13 protein-coding genes and 2 tRNA genes are annotated in these 18,264 nt (G+C 66.7%); 10 read left to right on the top strand and 5 right to left on the bottom strand.

Going from position 1 to position 18,264, the window contains the following annotated elements:
* Positions 1 to 124 precede the first annotated feature (124 nt).
* Together DIE03_RS11920 and DIE03_RS11915 are read left to right on the top strand one after the other, a co-directional pair.
* Positions 125 to 1,270: a helix-turn-helix transcriptional regulator gene (locus DIE03_RS11920; RefSeq protein WP_124450453.1), complete on the top strand. Its 1,146-nt coding sequence runs from the start codon at positions 125 to 127 to the stop codon at positions 1,268 to 1,270.
* A 100-nt stretch (positions 1,271 to 1,370) separates the two neighbouring features.
* A complete protein-coding gene (locus DIE03_RS11915; RefSeq protein ID WP_124450451.1) occupies positions 1,371 to 2,369 on the top strand; it encodes a 2-dehydropantoate 2-reductase in 999 nt (332 codons plus the stop codon).
* A gap of 170 nt (positions 2,370 to 2,539) precedes the next feature.
* Here DIE03_RS11915 and DIE03_RS11910 read toward each other — a convergent pair whose 3' ends face one another.
* Together DIE03_RS11910 and DIE03_RS11905 are read right to left on the bottom strand one after the other, a co-directional pair.
* Positions 2,540 to 2,989 (bottom strand): MarR family winged helix-turn-helix transcriptional regulator, encoded by a 450-nt coding sequence (locus DIE03_RS11910; RefSeq protein ID WP_069256909.1) that lies wholly within the window; start codon positions 2,987 to 2,989, stop codon positions 2,540 to 2,542.
* 62 nt (positions 2,990 to 3,051) lie between these two features.
* The gene (locus DIE03_RS11905) at positions 3,052 to 4,221 is read right to left on the bottom strand and encodes a glycerate kinase (protein WP_124450449.1); all 1,170 of its coding nucleotides are present in this window, start codon (positions 4,219 to 4,221) and stop codon (positions 3,052 to 3,054) included.
* A gap of 388 nt (positions 4,222 to 4,609) precedes the next feature.
* On the opposite strand from DIE03_RS11905, the gene tig reads away from it, so the two are divergent.
* The 7 genes from tig (at position 4,610) to DIE03_RS11870 (ending at position 13,455) form a co-directional block, all read left to right on the top strand.
* Positions 4,610 to 5,956 carry a trigger factor gene (gene tig / locus DIE03_RS11900; RefSeq protein ID WP_124450448.1) on the top strand — a complete coding sequence of 449 codons (1,347 nt, stop codon included), beginning with the start codon at positions 4,610 to 4,612 and terminating at the stop codon, positions 5,954 to 5,956.
* 140 nt (positions 5,957 to 6,096) lie between these two features.
* Positions 6,097 to 6,750, top strand: coding sequence for an ATP-dependent Clp endopeptidase proteolytic subunit ClpP (gene clpP, locus DIE03_RS11895; protein WP_010092137.1), 654 nt, complete (start codon positions 6,097 to 6,099; stop codon positions 6,748 to 6,750).
* Between the two features lie 164 nt (positions 6,751 to 6,914).
* A complete protein-coding gene (clpX, locus tag DIE03_RS11890; protein WP_006489345.1) occupies positions 6,915 to 8,186 on the top strand; it encodes an ATP-dependent Clp protease ATP-binding subunit ClpX in 1,272 nt (423 codons plus the stop codon).
* Between the two features lie 197 nt (positions 8,187 to 8,383).
* On the top strand, positions 8,384 to 10,807 hold the full coding sequence (gene lon, locus DIE03_RS11885; protein WP_124450446.1) for an endopeptidase La: 2,424 nt from the start codon (positions 8,384 to 8,386) through the stop codon (positions 10,805 to 10,807).
* Between the two features lie 206 nt (positions 10,808 to 11,013).
* Positions 11,014 to 11,089: transfer RNA gene (locus DIE03_RS11880), tRNA-Val, on the top strand.
* Positions 11,090 to 11,112: 23 nt separating this feature from the next.
* Positions 11,113 to 11,189, top strand: a tRNA-Asp gene (locus DIE03_RS11875).
* A 331-nt stretch (positions 11,190 to 11,520) separates the two neighbouring features.
* Positions 11,521 to 13,455 (top strand): SurA N-terminal domain-containing protein, encoded by a 1,935-nt coding sequence (locus tag DIE03_RS11870; RefSeq protein ID WP_124450444.1) that lies wholly within the window; start codon positions 11,521 to 11,523, stop codon positions 13,453 to 13,455.
* Positions 13,456 to 13,527: 72 nt separating this feature from the next.
* On the opposite strand, the gene DIE03_RS11865 is transcribed toward DIE03_RS11870, so the two are convergent.
* A complete protein-coding gene (locus DIE03_RS11865; protein WP_124450442.1) occupies positions 13,528 to 14,196 on the bottom strand; it encodes an arylesterase in 669 nt (222 codons plus the stop codon).
* On the opposite strand from DIE03_RS11865, the gene DIE03_RS11860 reads away from it, so the two are divergent.
* Complete coding sequence (locus DIE03_RS11860) at positions 14,195 to 14,896, top strand: ABC transporter ATP-binding protein (protein ID WP_124450440.1); 702 nt, start codon at positions 14,195 to 14,197, stop codon at positions 14,894 to 14,896. The genes DIE03_RS11865 and DIE03_RS11860 overlap by 2 nt on opposite strands.
* Before the next feature lie 72 nt (positions 14,897 to 14,968).
* On the opposite strand, the gene pgi is transcribed toward DIE03_RS11860, so the two are convergent.
* Positions 14,969 to 16,591, bottom strand: coding sequence for a glucose-6-phosphate isomerase (gene pgi, locus DIE03_RS11855; protein ID WP_124450438.1), 1,623 nt, complete (start codon positions 16,589 to 16,591; stop codon positions 14,969 to 14,971).
* Between the two features lie 111 nt (positions 16,592 to 16,702).
* Complete coding sequence (locus DIE03_RS11850) at positions 16,703 to 18,247, bottom strand: NAD(P)H-hydrate dehydratase (RefSeq protein WP_124450436.1); 1,545 nt, start codon at positions 18,245 to 18,247, stop codon at positions 16,703 to 16,705.
* Between the last annotated feature and the right edge of the window lie 17 nt (positions 18,248 to 18,264).

Below are 18,264 nucleotides of genomic sequence, written 5' to 3'. Positions count from 1 at the left end.
GCACCGTTCAAATGGATGGGGCTGGCGCCCGTTCCGGCACCGTGACCCGCCAAAAAAGCCGCTCGCTATAATCGGCCGGTGTCGTTGCGCACGTCAGCAGCCCGATCGGGCAGGGGAGCGAAAGGTGAGGATCACGACGGATATCGGGCAGGATCTCGATGCGCTGCGCGACGTGCCGGCCGCCATCGTGCTCGACGAATTCGCGTGGCCGCCGCTGCCGTCCCGGCGCGCCGATTTCGACGGCGTCACGGATGGCGACGCCGCGCAGCGCGAACTCGGCCTGATGCTGCTCGACCTGTACGCGGTGGCCGCGCGGTCCGGCATCGGCGAATTCGAATGCCGGTTCTTTTCGCTGCTGCAGGCGCTCATTCCGTTCGACGCCGCGTGGACCGGCGTCGCGACCCATGCGCCGACCGGCCCCGTGATGCACAACAGCTTCCTGTACCGTCTGCCACATGCGTTCTTCATCGACTGGAAGCGCGTGCGCGATTGCGATCCGCTGGCACATCGCACGTTGCACGGTGCGCACGGCCGCGCGGTGCGGCTGACGGTCGTCGAGCCGGGGCTCGACGTGCGGTTTCGCGACTGGTGCGTGAAGTACGGGCTCGCGCAGCTGATGTGCGTGTGCACGCTCGATCGCCGCTTCGGCCTGACGACGTTCATGTCGATTTACCGGCAGGGCCTCAACCGCCCGTTCAGCGACGACGATGCGCGTCGCTTCGAGGAGGTGATTCCTCACCTCGCCGCCGCGCTGACGATCAATCGCGCCGCGCAGCTCACGCGCGAGCGTCCCGAGTCGGTGGCGCCGGCGGCACGCGCGCTGTGCGACAACTTCGGGGTGCTGCACCATGCCGATCACGGTTTCGACGACGTACTGCGCACCGAGTGGCCGGCCTGGGCCGGCGCGCGCGTGCCGGAGCCGCTCGTCGCGCACCTGCGGCGCCAGTCGGGCCAGCCGTTCGTCGGCGACGCGCTGCGCATCCAGTGCGTGCCGGTCGCGGGGCTGTTCCAGATCGAGGCGCGGCCGCGCTCGCTGCTCGACCGGTTGAGCCCGCGCGAGCTGGCGGCGATTCGCTATTACGGCGCCGGGCGGTCGCACAAGGAAGTCGCGCAGCAGATGGCCATTTCGCCGACGACGGTGCGTCATTACCTGCGTTGCGCGTACCGCAAGCTCGGCATGCACGACAAGAGCCAGATCGCAGGCGTGCTCGGCGCGACGGGCAGCGTGGCCGACGACGAGCCCGTCGAAGCCGGCGGCATGCCGCGCTGAAGCCTGCGGATGCGGGCGCATGGCGCAGTTCCGCGTGAATGGTTGTGCCCGCAACCATTGAGCGCTATGCTCGTCAGCTTCCATGAGACGGAATTCCATCATGAACAACACGAATTCAGGGTCGGCGCGCGCGGCGGTGGTCGGGGTCGGCGCGATCGGCGGATTGCTCGCGGCCGCGCTGTCGCGGGCCGGCATGACCGTGAGCGCGTACGCGCGCGGCGCGACGCTCGACGCGCTGAACGCGCACGGCGTGCGCGTGATCGACGAAGCGGGCGCAACCTCGTCGGTGCCGGTGCGTGCGAGCGACGATGCGGCCGCGCTCGGCGTGCAGGACTACGTGGTAATCGCGCTGAAGGCGCAGGCGCTGCCGGCGCTGGCCGAGCGCATTGCGCCGCTGGTCGGGCCGGACACCGTGATCGTCGCGGCGATGAACGGGCTGCCGTGGTGGTTCACGCACGGGCTGGCAGGAACGCTCGACGGCGTGCCGCTCGACGCGGTCGATCCGGCCGGCGCGGTGTCGGCGGCGTTGCCGCCTGCGCAGGCGATCGGCTGCGTCGTGCACCTGTCGTCGAGCACCGATGCGCCAGGCGTCGTGCGCCGCGGGCGCGGCAACCGGCTGATCGTCGGCGCGCCGGATCGGCGGCTCGACGTGGCTGCGGCACGGTTTGCCGCGGCGCTCGCGGCAGGCGGTTTCGACGTCGAGTCGACGCCCGCGATCCGGACCGAAATCTGGACGAAGCTGTGGGGCAACATGAACATGAATCCGCTGAGTGCGCTGACGGGGTCGACGGCCGAGCAGTTGCTGGACGATCCGTTCACGCAGGAACTCGCGCTGCGGATGATGGAGGAGGCGGCGGCGATCGGCGCACGGCTCGGCCTGTCCACGGGGATGAGCGGGCCCGAGCGGATCGCGGTTACACGCAAGCTCGGCGCGTTCAAGACGTCGATGCTGCAGGATGTCGAAGCGGGGCGTCCGCTCGAGATCGGGCCGATCCTCGGTGTGTTTCCGGAGCTCGGCCGCAAGCTTGGCGTGCCGACCCCGTACTGCGACGCGGTACTCGGGCTGCTGCGCCAGCGTGCGGCGAACAGCGGGCTCTAGCGCTTGCCGGGCTGCGGGCGGCGCGGCCCGGTGCCGGCGGTAAGGCGCGGGACGTTCGTCGAGCCCGCCGCATGACGCAAAGCGGGCCGCCCGCATTGCCGGTCAGGCAACGTGGGCGGCCCGTCGAATTCGTCGGATCAATATGGCCGGCACGGAGCCGGTGATGCGGCTCAGTCGTCCCGCTCGGTGGCGTGCGCGACGACCTTGTCGAGCAGCCGCTCGAACGTCTGGCGTTCGCTGTCGGACAGGCAGGCGAGCAGGCCGTCGTTCCATTTGCGCACGATCGGCATGATCTTGCGATGCAGCGCGCGGCCATCGGCAGTCAGCGCGATCAGCACGATCCGGCCGTCTTCCTCGCTCGCGCTGCGCTCGAGCAGGCCCTGGCGCAGCAGCGCCTCGGCCGCTCGGCTGGCCTGGCTCTTGTCGAGATTGGTGTGACGCGCGAGATCCATGATCGAGAACGGACCGAACGCACCGACGGCGGCGATCACGCGCGCCTCGGGCAGCGAGATGTCGAGCTTGTGCCGGTACACCTCGCCGATCCCGCGGTCGGAGCGCTTCGTGAGCGCGTGGAGGCGATAGGTCAGAAACTGATCGAGCCCGGCTGGACGGCCTTTCATGTCGAATCCTGAAGAAAAAGGGCGGGCCCGATTGTTCCTGTATCGCGCGCTCGGGTCAACGGTCAATGTGCACCGTATTTCAGGCGCGTCAATTGTTCCGCTTCGTTCGCGAGCAGATTCGCCGCGTCGCGGATCGCGACGTCGAGCGTGATCGGTCCGGGAGCCGGCGAAAAGCAGCCGGAAAAATGTTCGGACAGGCGCGGCAGCGCGGCCGGGTCGACCGCACCCGACAACAGCGACGCGGGCACGCCGGCGGCCTGCGCGTGACGGCACGCGATGAACGGCGCCTTGCCGTGCAGCGTCTGTACGTCGGAGCGGCCTTCGCCGGTGATCAGCCAGTCGGCGCCGGCGAGCGCGGCATCGAGCCCGACCTGGCGCGCGACCACTTCGGCGCCGGCTTCGAACTGCGCGCCGAGCATGTGCAGCGCGAAACCGAGGCCGCCCGCGGCGCCTGCGCCCGGCAGGTCGCGGGCGCGACCGGCGGACGTGCCCGTGGGACGGCGATCGAGCGCGGCTTCGAGCAGGTCGGCGAAGCGGGCGAGGGCGGCGTCGAGGATCGCAACCTGCTCGGGCGTCACGCCCTTTTGCGGGCCGAACACGGCGGTCGCGCCGTGCGCGCCCGTCAGCGGGTTGTCGACGTCGGACATGCCGACGAATTCCGTTTCCTTCAGGCGCGGGTCGAGCGCCGACGCGTCGATGCGCGCGATGTCGGCGAGCCGCGACGGCACGGGCTCGACCGGCTGGCCGGCGGCGTCGAAGCACTGCAGGCCGAGGCCGGCGAGCAGCCCGGCGCCCGCGTCGTTGGTACTGCTGCCGCCGAGCGCGACGAAGAAGCGGCGCACGCCGTCGTCGAGCAGCGTGCGGATCGCCTCGCCCATCCCGCGCGTGCTGCGCGCGTCGACCGGCACGCTCATGCCGACCGCGTCGGTAATGCCGACGATCTCGGCCGTCTCGACGATCGCGGTGCGTGCGTCGATCACGCCGACCGCCGCGTCACGCGCCGCGAGCGACGCGCCGGCCACCCGCAGCGTGCGCCGCGTGCCGCCGCCCGCCAGCATCGCGTCGAGCGTGCCTTCGCCGCCGTCGGCCATCGGGCAGCAGCGCACGACCGCGTCGGGCCGGGCGCGGCGGATGCCGGTGGCGATCGCGTCCGCGACCTGCTCGGCGGAAAGCGAGCCTTTGAACGAATCGGGCGCGATGACGACGACAGGCGCGGACGGGTGTTGCGGCATGGTGTCTCCGGAAGGCGTGATTGGTGTGAAGAATGGCGAGGCCGCCATGACGGCTCACTGTCTATCGGAGCTTACAGGATGGCAGGCCCGCGGAGGATACGGCGTTCGGCATAGCGGCGATCCGCGCGCATTGCCGTGCGCGGGGCCGTCGGCATGGCGGGGAGGCATGCGCGGTGCGCTGATCTGGCGGTACGAGGAAAATTGTTTGCTAGAATAGTCGATTCTTCCGGCCAAAGCCGTGCTCCGAGCCGCTTGCGCTAGCCATCCGGCGCGTGCAGGGATGGCGTGGCGCTCCGGCGCGGCGTGTGGGTGCGACGCACCGCATGCTGCAGGCAGGCACGGCAAGGAAAACCCGATTCGCTCGAATAATTTTAGGACGATTGAAGCCATGGCTAACGTTGTTGAGAACCTCGGCAAGCTTGAACGCCGCGTGACGATTTCCCTGCCGAAAGACACCGTGCAGAAGGAAATCGACGCCCGCATCCAGAAACTCGCGAAGACCGTGCGCATGCCGGGTTTCCGCCCGGGCAAGGTGCCGGTGAAGATGGTCGCCCAGCAATACGCGGGTCAGGTCGAAGCGGAAGTGCTGAGCGACAAGATCGGCCAGGAATTCTTCACGGTCAGCCGCGCGGAAAACCTGCGCGTCGCCGGCCAGCCGAGCTTCGAGCCGAAGCAGGAACAGGCTGAGGACGCCTACGCGTTCGACGCGACGTTCGAGGTCTACCCGGAAGTGAAGATCGGCGATCTGGCGACGGCTGAAGTCGAGCGCTCGACGACGTCGATCGGCGATGCCGAAATCGACCGCACGCTGGACATCCTGCGCAAGCAGCGCGTGCACTTCCACGCACGCGGCGAAGCCGGCGAGCACGGCGACGGCGGTGCGGACACCGCAGCGAAGAACGGCGACCGCGTGACGGTCGACTTCGTCGGCAAGATCGACGATGTCGCGTTCCAGGGCGGCACGGCCGAAGATTTCCCGTTCGTGCTCGGCGAAGGCCGCATGCTGCCGGAATTCGAAACCGCCGCACTGGGCCTGAAGGTCGGTGAAGCGCGTACGTTCGACCTGAAGTTCCCGGACGACTACCACGGTGCCGACGTTGCCGGCAAGACGGCACAGTTCACGGTCACGATGAAGAAGATCGAGTGGCCGCACCTGCCGGAAATCGACGCTGAATTCGCGAAGTCGCTCGGTATCGAAGACGGCGACCTCACGAAGATGCGTGCCGAGATCAAGGAAAACCTCGAGCGCGAAGCGAAGCGTCGCACGCAGTCGATCGTCAAGAACCAGGTGATGGACGCGCTGCTGAAGATCTCCGAACTCGACGTGCCGAAGGCGCTGATCGAGCAGGACCAGCAACGCCTCGTCGAAATGGCTCGCCAGGATCTGGCGCAGCGCGGCGTGCCGAACGCGAAGGACGCACCGATCCCGGCGGAAATGTTCGCCGAGCAGGCCGAGCGTCGCGTGAAGCTGGGCCTCGTGCTGGCCGAGCTGGTGAAGGCGAACGGCCTGGAAGCGAAGCCGGAACAGATCCGCGCGGAAGTCGACGAGTTCGCGAAGAGCTACGAAGACCCGAAGGAAGTGGTCCGCTGGTATTATTCCAACCAGCAGCGCCTCGCCGAGATGGAAGCGTTCGTCGTTGAAAGCAACGTCGTCGATTTCGTGCTGGGCAAGGCGAAGGTGACGGACAAGGAAGTGAGCTTCGAGGCACTCGCGAGCGCATCGGCGCAAGCGTAAGTGCTGCTCTAGCGGCGTGCCGGCTGTCGGAGCGACGGCCCGCACGCCGTTTTTACGTCAAGCGCACGGTTGCCATTAATATGGCGATTGAGCGGGCGGCTTCCTTCCGTTCAATTTTCCATTCGAACAAGGTTCATTGAATGATCACTCGCGCTGAATTGCTGGACATGCTTGCTTCGAACGCGCCGCAGGGTTTCGAGGCGCAAGCGCTGGGGCTGGTGCCGATCGTCGTCGAAACGAGCGGCCGCGGCGAGCGTTCGTACGATATCTACTCGCGTCTCCTGAAGGAGCGCCTGGTGTTCATGGTCGGCGAAGTGAACGACCAGACCGCCAACCTCGTGGTCGCGCAATTGCTGTTCCTGGAGAGCGAGAATCCCGACAAGGACATCAGCCTCTACATCAACAGCCCGGGCGGCTCGGTGTCGGCCGGCATGGCGATCTACGACACGATGCAGTTCATCAAGCCGGACGTGTCGACGCTGTGCATGGGCCTCGCGGCCAGCATGGGCGCATTCCTGCTCGCATCGGGTGCGAAGGGCAAGCGCTTTGCACTGCCGAACTCGCGCGTGATGATTCACCAGCCGCTCGGCGGCGCGCGCGGCCAGGCGTCCGACATCGAGATCCAGGCGCGCGAAATCCTCTACCTGAAGGAGCGGTTGAACCAACTGCTCGCGCAGCACACGGGCCAGGACGTCGAGCGCATCGCGCGCGACACCGACCGTGATAACTTCATGTCGAGCGAGGACGCGAAGGCGTACGGGCTGATCGATCAGGTGCTGCTGAAGCGCCCGTGAGCATAAGTGGGGTGCCGCCCCGTTTCGTCCGGCGGCCCCTGCTGTCCCGAACGCCCTTGAGCATCTGCGGCAAGCACATCCAGCCGGCTCCGGTCGCGCCCTAGGCGCGGCGTCCGGAGCATTCGGCGTATCATGTCATTTACCTGTCCGGAGGCTCTACATTCATGGCGGACAAAAAAGGTTCGAACAGCGAGAAGCTGTTGTATTGCTCGTTTTGCGGGAAAAGCCAGCATGAGGTGAAAAAACTCATCGCGGGCCCGTCGGTGTTCATCTGCGATGAATGTATCGACCTCTGCAACGAGATCATTCGCGACGAGGCGGCTGCCGCCGGCGTCGAGGCCAGCCTGTCCCGGTCGGATCTGCCGAGCCCGCAGGAAATTCGCGACATCCTCGATCAGTACGTGATCGGCCAGGAGCGCGCGAAGAAAATCCTCGCGGTGGCCGTGTACAACCACTACAAGCGCCTGAAGCATCTCGACAAGAAGGACGACGTCGAGCTGTCGAAGAGCAACATCCTGCTGATCGGCCCGACGGGCTCCGGCAAGACGCTGCTCGCGCAGACGCTCGCGCGGTTGCTGAACGTGCCGTTCGTGATCGCCGATGCGACGACGCTGACCGAAGCCGGCTACGTCGGCGAGGACGTCGAGAACATCATCCAGAAGCTGTTGCAGAACTGCAACTACGAGGTCGACAAGGCCCAGCGCGGGATCGTCTACATCGACGAAATCGACAAGATCAGCCGCAAGTCGGACAACCCGTCCATCACGCGCGACGTGTCGGGCGAGGGCGTCCAGCAGGCGCTGCTGAAGCTCGTCGAGGGCACGATGGCATCGGTGCCGCCGCAGGGCGGCCGCAAGCACCCGAACCAGGATTTCATCCAGGTCGACACGACCAACATCCTGTTCATCTGCGGCGGCGCGTTCGACGGTCTCGAAAAGGTGATCACCGATCGCACCGAGAAAACCGGCATCGGCTTCGGCGCGACGGTCAAGAGCAAGCAGGAACGCGACGCGGGCGAAGTGCTGCGCGAAACGGAACCGGAAGACCTGATCAAATTCGGTCTGATCCCCGAATTGATCGGCCGCCTGCCGGTGGTCGCGACGCTCGGCAAGCTCGACGAAGCCGCGCTGATGAAGATCCTGGTCGAGCCGAAGAATGCGCTCGTCAAGCAGTATCACAAGCTGTTCGCGATGGAGCGCGTCGAGCTCGAGATCCGGCCGGGCGCGTTGCAGGCAGTCGCCCGCAAGGCGATCCGCCGCAAGACCGGCGCGCGCGGTTTGCGTTCGATCATCGAACAGGCGTTGCTCGACGTGATGTACGAGCTGCCGACGATGAAAGGGGTCAGCAAGGTCATCATCGACGAGAACGTCATCGATGGCGACGGCAAGCCTTTGCTGATCTACGAGGACACGCCGAAGGTGGCGGGTTCGAACTGACCGGCTTGCCGACGATGTTCTGCGAAAAAGGCCGTTCATGAGTCCGTGGGCGGCTTTTTTTCGTTTATCTTGTGGGTAACTCTGACTCGACACGCGGTGGTTACTTTCTTACCGAATATTTCCCGCACTTGAAGGCTTGCAATTCGTTGTGGCGGCCTCAATTACCGAACAATTGATTCCACTCATGGGGAAATGAAATGTCAGGCACCCAACTTCTCCCGCCGGAACGCATCACGCTCCCGCTGCTGCCGCTGCGGGATGTCGTCGTTTTCCCGCACATGGTGATTCCGCTCTTCGTGGGCCGGCCGAAATCGATCAAGGCCCTCGAAGCAGCGATGGAAGGCGGCAAGCACATCATGCTCGTCGCCCAGAAAACCGCGGCCAAGGACGAACCGACCGAAAAGGACATGTACGAGGTCGGTTGTATCGCCAACATCCTGCAGATGCTGAAGCTGCCGGACGGCACCGTGAAGGTGCTCGTCGAGGGCCTGCAGCGCGCGAAGGCGTTGTCGATCGAAGAACAGGAGACGCAGTTCTCCTGCGACGTGATGCCGCTCGAACCCGATCACGCCGACAGCGCTGAAACGGAAGCGCTGCGCCGCGCGATCGTGTCGCAGTTCGACCAGTACGTGAAGCTGAACAAGAAGATCCCGCCGGAGATCCTCACGTCGCTGTCGGGCATCGACGAAGCAGGCCGCCTCGCCGACATGATCGCCGAGCGCCTGCCGCTGAAGCTCGACCAGAAGCAGCACATCCTCGAGATGTTCCCGGTCATCGAGCGCCTCGAGCACCTGCTCGCGCAACTCGAAGCCGAGATCGATATCCTGCAGGTCGAAAAGCGCATCCGCGGGCGCGTGAAGCGCCAGATGGAAAAGAGCCAGCGCGAGTACTACTTGAACGAGCAGGTCAAGGCGATCCAGAAGGAACTGGGCGAAGGCGAGGAAGGTGCGGATCTCGAGGAACTCGAGAAGCGCATCAACGCCGCGCGCATGCCGAAGGAAGCCAAGAAGAAGGCCGACGCCGAGCTGAAGAAGCTGAAGCTGATGTCGCCGATGTCGGCGGAAGCGACCGTCGTGCGCAACTACATCGACACGCTGATCGGCCTGCCGTGGCGCAAGAAGAGCAAGGTCAACAACGACCTGTCGAACGCCGAGCAGGTGCTCGACGAGGATCACTTCGGCCTCGAGAAGGTCAAGGAACGGATCCTCGAGTATCTCGCGGTGCAACAGCGCGTGGACAAGGTCAAGGCGCCGATCCTGTGCCTCGTCGGGCCTCCGGGTGTCGGCAAGACCTCGCTCGGCCAGTCGATCGCCCGTGCGACGAACCGCAAGTTCGTCCGGATGGCGCTCGGTGGCGTGCGTGACGAAGCCGAGATCCGCGGTCACCGCCGTACGTACATCGGTTCGATGCCGGGCAAGATCCTGCAGAGCCTGACGAAGGTCGGCGTGCGCAATCCGCTCTTCCTGCTCGACGAGGTCGACAAGATGGGCATGGATTTCCGCGGCGATCCGTCGTCGGCGCTGCTCGAAGTGCTCGATCCGGAACAGAACCACACGTTCGCCGATCACTACATCGAAGTCGACTTCGATCTGTCGGACGTGATGTTCGTTGCGACGTCGAACTCGCTGAACATCCCGCCGCCGCTGCTCGACCGGATGGAAGTGATCCGTCTGTCGGGTTACACGGAAGACGAGAAGGTCAGCATCGCCCAGCGTTACCTGCTGCCGAAGCAGAAGAAGAACAACGGGCTGAAGGACGGCGAGATCGACGTCACCGAACAGGCGATCCGCGACATCATCCGCTACTACACGCGCGAAGCCGGTGTGCGTTCGCTCGAGCGGGAAGTGTCGAAGATCTGCCGCAAGGTCGTGAAGATGCTGCTGCTGAAGAAGGCATCGGGCGCGATCAAGGTCGACGGCGAGAACCTCGATACGTTCCTGGGCGTGCGCAAGTACGACTTCGGCCTCGCGGCGAAGGAAAACCAGGTCGGTCAGGTCACGGGTCTTGCGTGGACGGAAGTCGGCGGCGATCTGCTGACGATCGAAGCCGCGGTGATGCCGGGCAAGGGCAACGTGATCCGTACGGGTTCGCTCGGCGACGTGATGAAGGAGTCGGTCGAGGCGGCGCGTTCGGTCGTGCGCTCGCGTTCGCGCCGTCTGGGCATCAAGGACGAAGCGTTCGAGAAGCAGGACATCCACATCCACGTGCCGGAAGGCGCGACGCCGAAGGACGGTCCGTCCGCAGGCGGTGCGATGACGACCGCGCTGGTGTCGGTGCTGACGGGTATCCCCGTGCGTGCCGATGTCGCGATGACGGGCGAAATCACGTTGCGCGGCGAAGTGCTGCCGATCGGCGGGCTGAAGGAAAAGCTGCTGGCTGCGCATCGCGGCGGCATCAAGCTCGTGCTGATTCCGGAAGAGAACGTGAAGGATCTCGCGGACATTCCGGACAACGTGAAGAACGCGATCGAGATCGTGCCGGTCCGCTGGATCGACAAGGTGCTGGAGCTCGCGCTCGAGCGTTCGCCGACTCCGCTGCCGCCGGAAGAAGAAGCGAAGGCAGCGGCGCCGGTCGGCGAGGCGGCGAAGGATGCCGGCTCGACGGAAGTCGTCAAGCACTGAGACCCTGAGCGCCGTCGTTGCTGACGGTTGTTCACAAAAACCCGCGGCGTGTCCGCGGGTTTTTTTATGCATCTTGAAAACGCGTGCGCGAGCGTTTAAAAAAATTCGCGGACGGGCTTGGCAAAATGATCGGGGATGAATTAAACTTGCGGGCTCGCTGGTTGTTGATGCGGAAACGCAGATCGCAGTCAGAACGAATCGGAAACGGGTGCTTAGCTCAGCTGGTAGAGCGGCGCCCTTACAAGGCGTAGGTCGGGGGTTCGAACCCCTCAGCACCCACCAGTTTCCCGATTCAGCCAGACCAAGGAGCGGTAGTTCAGTCGGTTAGAATACCGGCCTGTCACGCCGGGGGTCGCGGGTTCGAGTCCCGTCCGCTCCGCCAAAAAAATGAAAAAGCCCGCCTTGTGCGGGCTTTTTCATTTGCGTCGTCGATTGCGCCCGCTGGCGGGCGCGTGGCCGCGGAGCGGAGGAAGCCGCCTGCGCGGCTTCCGGCGGGACTCGAAGGGATGCGCGTGCACGCGCATCCGCGGCCTGCAGGATGTAGGCGAGTCCCGTCCGCTCCGCCAGAAAATGAAAAAGCCCGCCTTGCGCGGGCTTTTTCATTTGTACCGTCGAGTGATTCCGGTTTCGCCCGCACCCAGCACGCCTGCTTTTCTCCCGTCCCACCCCGTATGTTGTAATATCGGACGTTTTGTCCAATTTTCCCGTCACGCATGCTCGATTTCTTCCGTAATCACCAGCGCCTGATGATGGCGCTCCTGCTCCTGATCGTGTTGCCGGGGCTGGGTTTCGTCGGGATCCAAGGCTTCCGCGGCTTCTTCGACGACAGTGCGAACGTCGCGGCAGTCAACGGGCACAAGATCACGCGGGTCGAATTCGACGGCGCGTTCCGCCAGCAGATCGACCAGGCGCGCCAGGCGCTCGGCGGGCAGTTCGACATCAAGATGTTCGATACGCCCGAGCATCGCAAGCAGGTGCTCGACGGCCTGATCCAGCAACGCGTGCTGGCCGACGAGACGCAGCGTCTCCACCTCACCGCCTCCGACAACGCCGTGCGCGATGCGCTGATGAGCGACCCGATGATCGCGGCGCTGAAGAAGCCCGACGGTTCGATCGACGTCGAGCGCTATGCGCAGCTGCTGTCGTTCCAGGGGATGACGCCCGAGCAGTACCAGGAGCGCGTGCGCTACAGCCTGTCGCTGCAGCAGATTCCGGCCAGCATCGTGTCGAGCGCATTCACGCCGAAGAGCCTCGCGCAACGTCTGTCCGAACTCGCCGCGCAGCAGCGCGACGTGCAGGCGCTGGTGCTGAAGACGAGCGACTTCGCGGCGAAGGTCCAGCCGACCGATGCACAGCTCACCGCGTACTACGACGCGCACAAGCAGAGCTTCGCGACGCCGGAGACCGCGACGATCCAGTACCTCGTCTATTCGCCGGCCGCGGCGGCAGCAAGCGCGCAGCCGACCGATGCCGACATCAAGAAGTTCTACGACGACAACCCGACGCACTTCCGCACCGAAGCGCAGGTGCGCGTGAGCCACATCTTCATCGCGGCGCCGGGCAGCGCCAGCGCGGCCGACAAGGCGGCGGCGAAGACGAAGGCCGAGCAACTGCTCGCCGACGTGAAGGCGCATCCGGACCAGTTCGCGCAGATCGCGCAGAAAAACTCGCAGGACGCGCCGTCGGCAGCGAAGGGCGGCGACCTCGGCTTCATCACGCGCGGCTCGACGGCAGGCGGCAAGGCGTTCGACGATGCTGCGTTCGCACTCAAGCAGGGTGACGTGAGCGGTGTCGTGCAATCGGATCTCGGCTTCCACATCCTGAAGGCGACCGAAGTGAAGCCGGCAGCCGTCAAGCCGTTCGCGGAAGTGAAGGACGAGATCGCAGCCAGCCTGAAGCAGCAGTACGCATCGAAGGCGTTCACGGACAACGCGGAAGGCTTCACGTCGACCGTGTACGAAAAGGCGAAGACGCTGCAGCCGGCCGCGGACAAGTACAAGCTGACGATCCAGACGGCCTCCGTCACGCCGACGCCGAATCCGCAGCTGCCGCCGACGAGCCCGCTGAACAATCCGAAGTTCCTGGCCGCCGTGTTCGCGAACGACTCGGTGAAGAGCCAGAACAACACGCAGGCGATCGACGTCGGCAACAACACGCTGATCTCGGCGCGCGTGACCGACTACAAGCCGGCTGCCGTGCCGGCACTCGATGCGATCAAGGACGTCGTGCGCCAGAAGGTCGTCGCCGAGCAGGCCGCGGAACTCGCGAAGAAGGATGGCGCGGCGAAGCTCGCCGAGCTGCAGAAGTCGAAGTCGGCCGACGGGTTCTCGGCTGCGCAGAAGGTGTCGCGCACGCAGTCGCAAGGCCTGACGCCGGCTGCACTGAGCGCCGTCTACAAGGTCGATGCGAAGACGCTGCCGGCCTACGTCGGTGTCGATCTCGGCGCGGACGGCTACGCGATCTACCGCGTGAACTCGGTGATCCCCGGTTCGGCGGTCGATCCGCAGCAACTGGCGGCCGCGCAGCAGCAAATGGCGCAGGTCGACGCACAGAGCGAAGGCGAAGCCTATCTCAGCGCGCTGCGCGATCGCTCGAAGGTGAAGCTGTACGGTTCGACGTCCAGCCAGAAGCAGGACGGCGACAACTGAGCATCGTTGCGCAAGCAACCCGAAAAGCCCCGCTTCGAGCGGGGCTTTTTGTTTTCCGGCAGGGTGGTGGCGTCAGCCGCGCGGCTTGCCGAGCAACGGCTTCAGCGCCGGCCACACGTTGTCGAGCAGAATGCCCTGCGCCTGCTGCGCGGGATGCATCTGGTCGGCCTGGAACATCTCGGGCTTGTTCTCGATGCCGGCCAGCAGGAAAGGCACGAGCGGCACGCCGAGATCCTCCGACAGTCGCGTGTAGACGGCGTGGAACTTCTGCGTGTAGTCGGGGCCGTAATTGGGTGGCACGTACATGCCGACCAGCACGACCCTGGCCTGTGCGCGCCGCGCGCCGGCGATGATGTCGCGCAGGTTCTGCTCGGTCGTCGCGAGCGGCACGCCGCGCAGCGCATCGTTCGAACCGAGCTCGATGACCACGATCGACGGCTTGAGCCGCTGCAGCACCGCGGGCAGCCGCGCACGGCCGCCGCTCGTGGTGTCGCCGCTGACGCTGGCGTTCGCGACGCTATAATCGATTCGCTCGGTCGTGAGCCGTTGCCGTAGCAGCGCCACCCAGCCGGTGTCGCGCGGCAGCCCGTATTCGGCCGACAGGCTGTCGCCGAGCACGACGATCACGGGCTGGCTCGATGCGGGCGCCGTCGCGGCGCGTGCCGGCACGGTGACGGCCAGCAGGGTGCCCAGCAGCGCGGCAGCCGCCGTGCGTCTTTTCCAGCGAAATGTCGTGTCCATGTTCAAGATTACCGATCCGATCATCGAAGTCCATGACGTGTGCAAGCGGGTCGCCGATGCGACGGGCGAGCTGACGATCCTCGACGGCATCACGCTTGCCGTGCGGCCGGGCAGCAGCCTTGCGATCGTCGGCGCGTCGGGGTCGGGTAAATCGACGCTGCTCGGCCTGCTCGCAGGATTGGACAGCGCGACGAGCGGCACGGTTCGCCTGCTCGGCCGTGCGCTCGACCAGCTCGACGAGGACGAGCGCGCCGCGCTGCGCAACGGCGCGGTCGGGTTCGTGTTCCAGTCGTTCCAGCTGATGCCGCACCTGACGGCGCTCGAGAACGTGATGCTGCCGCTCGAGCTGCAGGGCGGCATCAGCGCGCGCGATGCCGCCGACCGCGCCCGCGCGCTGCTTGTGCAGGTCGGGCTCGGCGAACGCACCGCGCATTATCCGAAGCTGTTGTCGGGCGGCGAGCAGCAACGCGTCGCGCTGGCGCGCGCGTTCGTCACGCGTCCGGCGATCCTGTTTGCCGACGAGCCGACCGGCAGTCTCGACGCCGCGACGGGCCATGCGGTCATCGACCTGATGTTCGAACTGAACCGCACGCACGGCGCCACGCTCGTGCTCGTCACGCACGATGCCGAACTCGCGCGCCGCTGCGCGACGACCGTCACGCTCGACACCGGACGTATCGTCGCGCCGCACACGGCATAGCGCCGCGCGGCGATTCATCTGCCGGCCACGCAGCGGGTACTGCGTGGCCGGCACGGGCATCGCGCCGTTGCGTCAGCGCTTCAGCGCCGCGCGGGCGCGCTCGATCAGCGCCGTGGTCGACGAGTCGTGCTTCGCGGGATCGACCGATTCGGCCGACAGGTCGGCTTCCACCACCTTGCCGAGAATCTTGCCGAGCTCGACGCCCCACTGGTCGAACGGATTGATGTCCCACACCGTGGCCTGCACGAGCACCTTGTGTTCGTAAAGCGCGATCAGCGCGCCGAGCGTGCGCGGCGTCAGCGCATCGACGAGCAGCGTCGTGGTCGGGCGATTGCCGGGGAACGTCAGGTGCGGCGCGAGCGCCTCCTTGCCGGGCCCGGCGACCTTGCGCGCTTCTTCAAGGGTGCGGCCGAGCATCAGTGCCTCGCTCTGCGCGAAGCAGTTCGCGAGCAGCTTCGGATGATGGCTCGCGAGCGGATGCTCGGGCGTCAGCACCGCGATGAAGTCGATCGGCACGATCGTCGGCCCCTGGTGCAGCATCTGGAAGAACGCATGCTGGCCGTTGGTGCCCGGCTCGCCCCACGTGACGGCCGACGTCGGGTAATCGACGAAGGTGCCGTCCAGGCGCGCGGATTTGCCGTTGCTCTCCATTTCGAGCTGCTGCAGGTACGACGGCAGGTAGTGCAGCGCTTCCGAGTACGGCGCGACGAGATAGCTCTGCGAACCGAAGAAATTCCGGTACCAGATGCCGATCAGGCCGAGCAGCACCGGCAGGTTGCGCTCCAGCGGCGCTTCGCGGAAATGGCGGTCCATGTCGTTCGCGCCGGCCAGCAGCTCGTCGAACTGCTCGGGGCCGATCGCGATCATGATCGACAGGCCGACCGCCGACCACAGCGAATAGCGGCCGCCGACCCAGTCCCACATTTCGAACACGTTTTCCGCGGCGATGCCGAACTTCACGACTTCGGCCGGATTTGCCGACACGCCGACGAAGTGCTTCGACAGCGCGTCCTCGGGGCAGCCGCGCGCGACGAACCAGTCGCGCAGCGAGCGGGCGTTCGTCATCGTCTCGAGCGTCGTGAAGGTCTTCGACACGATGATCGCGAGCGTTTCCTCGGGATCGACCTGTTCGAGCACGCGCGCGAGATCGGCGCCGTCGACGTTCGACACGAAGTGGGTCGAGATTTCCGGCGTCGCGACGTGATGCAGCGCATGCACGACCATCTTCGGCCCGAGATCGGAGCCGCCGATGCCGATGTTGATCACGTGACGGATGCGCTTGCCCGTGTAGCCCGTCCACGTGCCGCTGCGCACGGCGCGCGCGAACGTCGCCATCTTCGCGCGCTCGGCGCTCACCTGCGCGTGGAACGGCGCTTGCGGGTCGGTCGCGCGCAGCGCGGTATGCAATGCCGCGCGGCCTTCGGTCGGGTTGACGATCTCGCCCGCGAACATCGCGTCGCGGCGCGCTTCGACACCTGCGTCGCGCGCAAGCTGCACGAGCAGGCGCAGCGTTTCGTCGTTGATGCGGTTCTTCGAGAAATCGGCCGCGAGACCGCCGCCCGGAATCGTGAAGCGCTCGGCGCGGGTCGGCGCGCGGTCGTGTTCCGGCGCGAACCAGTCGCGCAGGCGGGCGTGACGGATTTGTTCGAAGTGGGATTGAAGGGCAGTCCAGGCGGGGAGCGAATTCAGCGTCATGGCGGTTCGAGTGAAGCGTGAATCGGGAGGAATGCCGCGCCGGCTCATCGGGATCGGAAGGCCGGCGGACGAGAGGGCCCGCCGTGCGGCGGGGCAGTCAGTATAGCGGCGTTACGTGTCGGCGCGCGGCGACGGATAAAAAAGGCGATTGATCAGCGTGCGCACCATCGGGGCGAGTTCGCCCGCGGTGAGCCCGGCCGGGCCGATGCCGTTCGCGGTCAGCGTGTCGGCCGCGAGCCCGTGCAGGTAGACGCCCGCGAGCGCTGCTTCGTACGGCGCGACGCGCTGCGCGAGCAGGGCTCCGATCAGGCCGCCGAGCACGTCGCCGGTGCCGCCCGTGGCCAGCGCCGCGTTGCCGGTCGGGTTGATCGTCACGCGGCCGTCGGGTGCCGCAATCACCGTGCCCGAGCCTTTCAGCACGACGATCGCCGCATGACGTGCCGCAAGCGCTTGCGCGGCCGCGATGCGATCCCGCTGCACGGTGGCCGTGTCGCTGCCGAGCAGCCGCGCGGCTTCGAGCGGATGCGGCGTCAGCACGCACGGATTGCCGCGCGCGCCGCGTGCGGCGACGGCGGCCGCGAGATCCGCATGCGTCGCGACGAGATTCAGTGCGTCGGCATCGAGCAGCGTCGCGGCGTCGTGCGTGAGCACGTCGCGCACGAGCGTCGCCGCGGCCTCGCGCGTGCCGAGCCCGCAACCGGCGGCAATCGCGGTCATCGCGTCGAGATCGAGGCTGTCGGCCGGGTGCAGCATCAGTTCGGGGAAGGGCGGATCGTACGGCGGCGCGCCGGCGCCGAGGAAGCCGACGTGCACCTTGCCGGCGCCCGCGAACAGCGCGGCGCGCGCGGCCAGGATCGGCGCGCCGCACATGCCGGTATCGCCGCCGAGTACCGCAAGGCTGCCGTACGTGCCCTTGTGGGATGAGAACGCGCGTGCGGGCAGCGCCGTGGCGAATCGCGCGGGCGCATTCAGCACGATGGCCGGTGCGGCCGGCGGCGCGACGTCGAGCGAGGCGACGTCGACCTCGCCGGCGAGGTCGCGGCCGTCGCCCGTGTACAGGCCCGGTTTCGCGCCGATGAAGGTGAGCGTGTGGGTGGCCGCGACGGCGACGCCCGCGCCGACGATCCGGCCGGTATCGCTGTCGAGCCCGCTCGGCACGTCGAGTGCGAGTACGTGGCCGCCGTTGCGTGCATGCGCGGCGATGCGTTCGGCCTGTTCGGCGAATGCGCCGTCGAGCGCGCGGCCCAGCCCGATGCCGAACAGCCCGTCGACGACCCACGCGAATTCGTCCAGCGAGGCGGGCGGTGAGGCCGACAGCGGCACGCCGGACGAGCGTGCGAGGCCGAGCGCCCATTGCGCATCGTCCGGTTTGACCGGTACCGGCATCCATGCCTGCGTCGCGACGCCGAGCTGCTGGAGGTGCGCGGCGGCCACCAGTGCGTCGCCGCCGTTGTTGCCGGGGCCGACCGCGAACCAGACGGGGCGGTCGTCGCCGGCGGCGCGCTCGGACAGCCAGTGCGCGGCGGCGGCGCCTGCGCGGCCCATCAGCGTGTGCGGCGGCAGTGCCGCGGCGGCGTCGGCTTCGGCCGCGCGCAGGTCGGCGACGCGCAGCAGCGCGATCGGATCGGAATCGGGAAGCGGGCGGGTAGCGGTCATCGCGGGATCGTGGCGGC

Origin of the sequence: Burkholderia sp. Bp8992 (assembly GCF_003853705.1) — a bacterium.
In the GTDB taxonomy this organism is placed as follows: Bacteria; Pseudomonadota; Gammaproteobacteria; order Burkholderiales; family Burkholderiaceae; genus Burkholderia.
The sequence above is the reverse complement of the archived record's forward strand: the minus strand, read 5'-3'. Positions and strand labels throughout refer to the sequence as shown.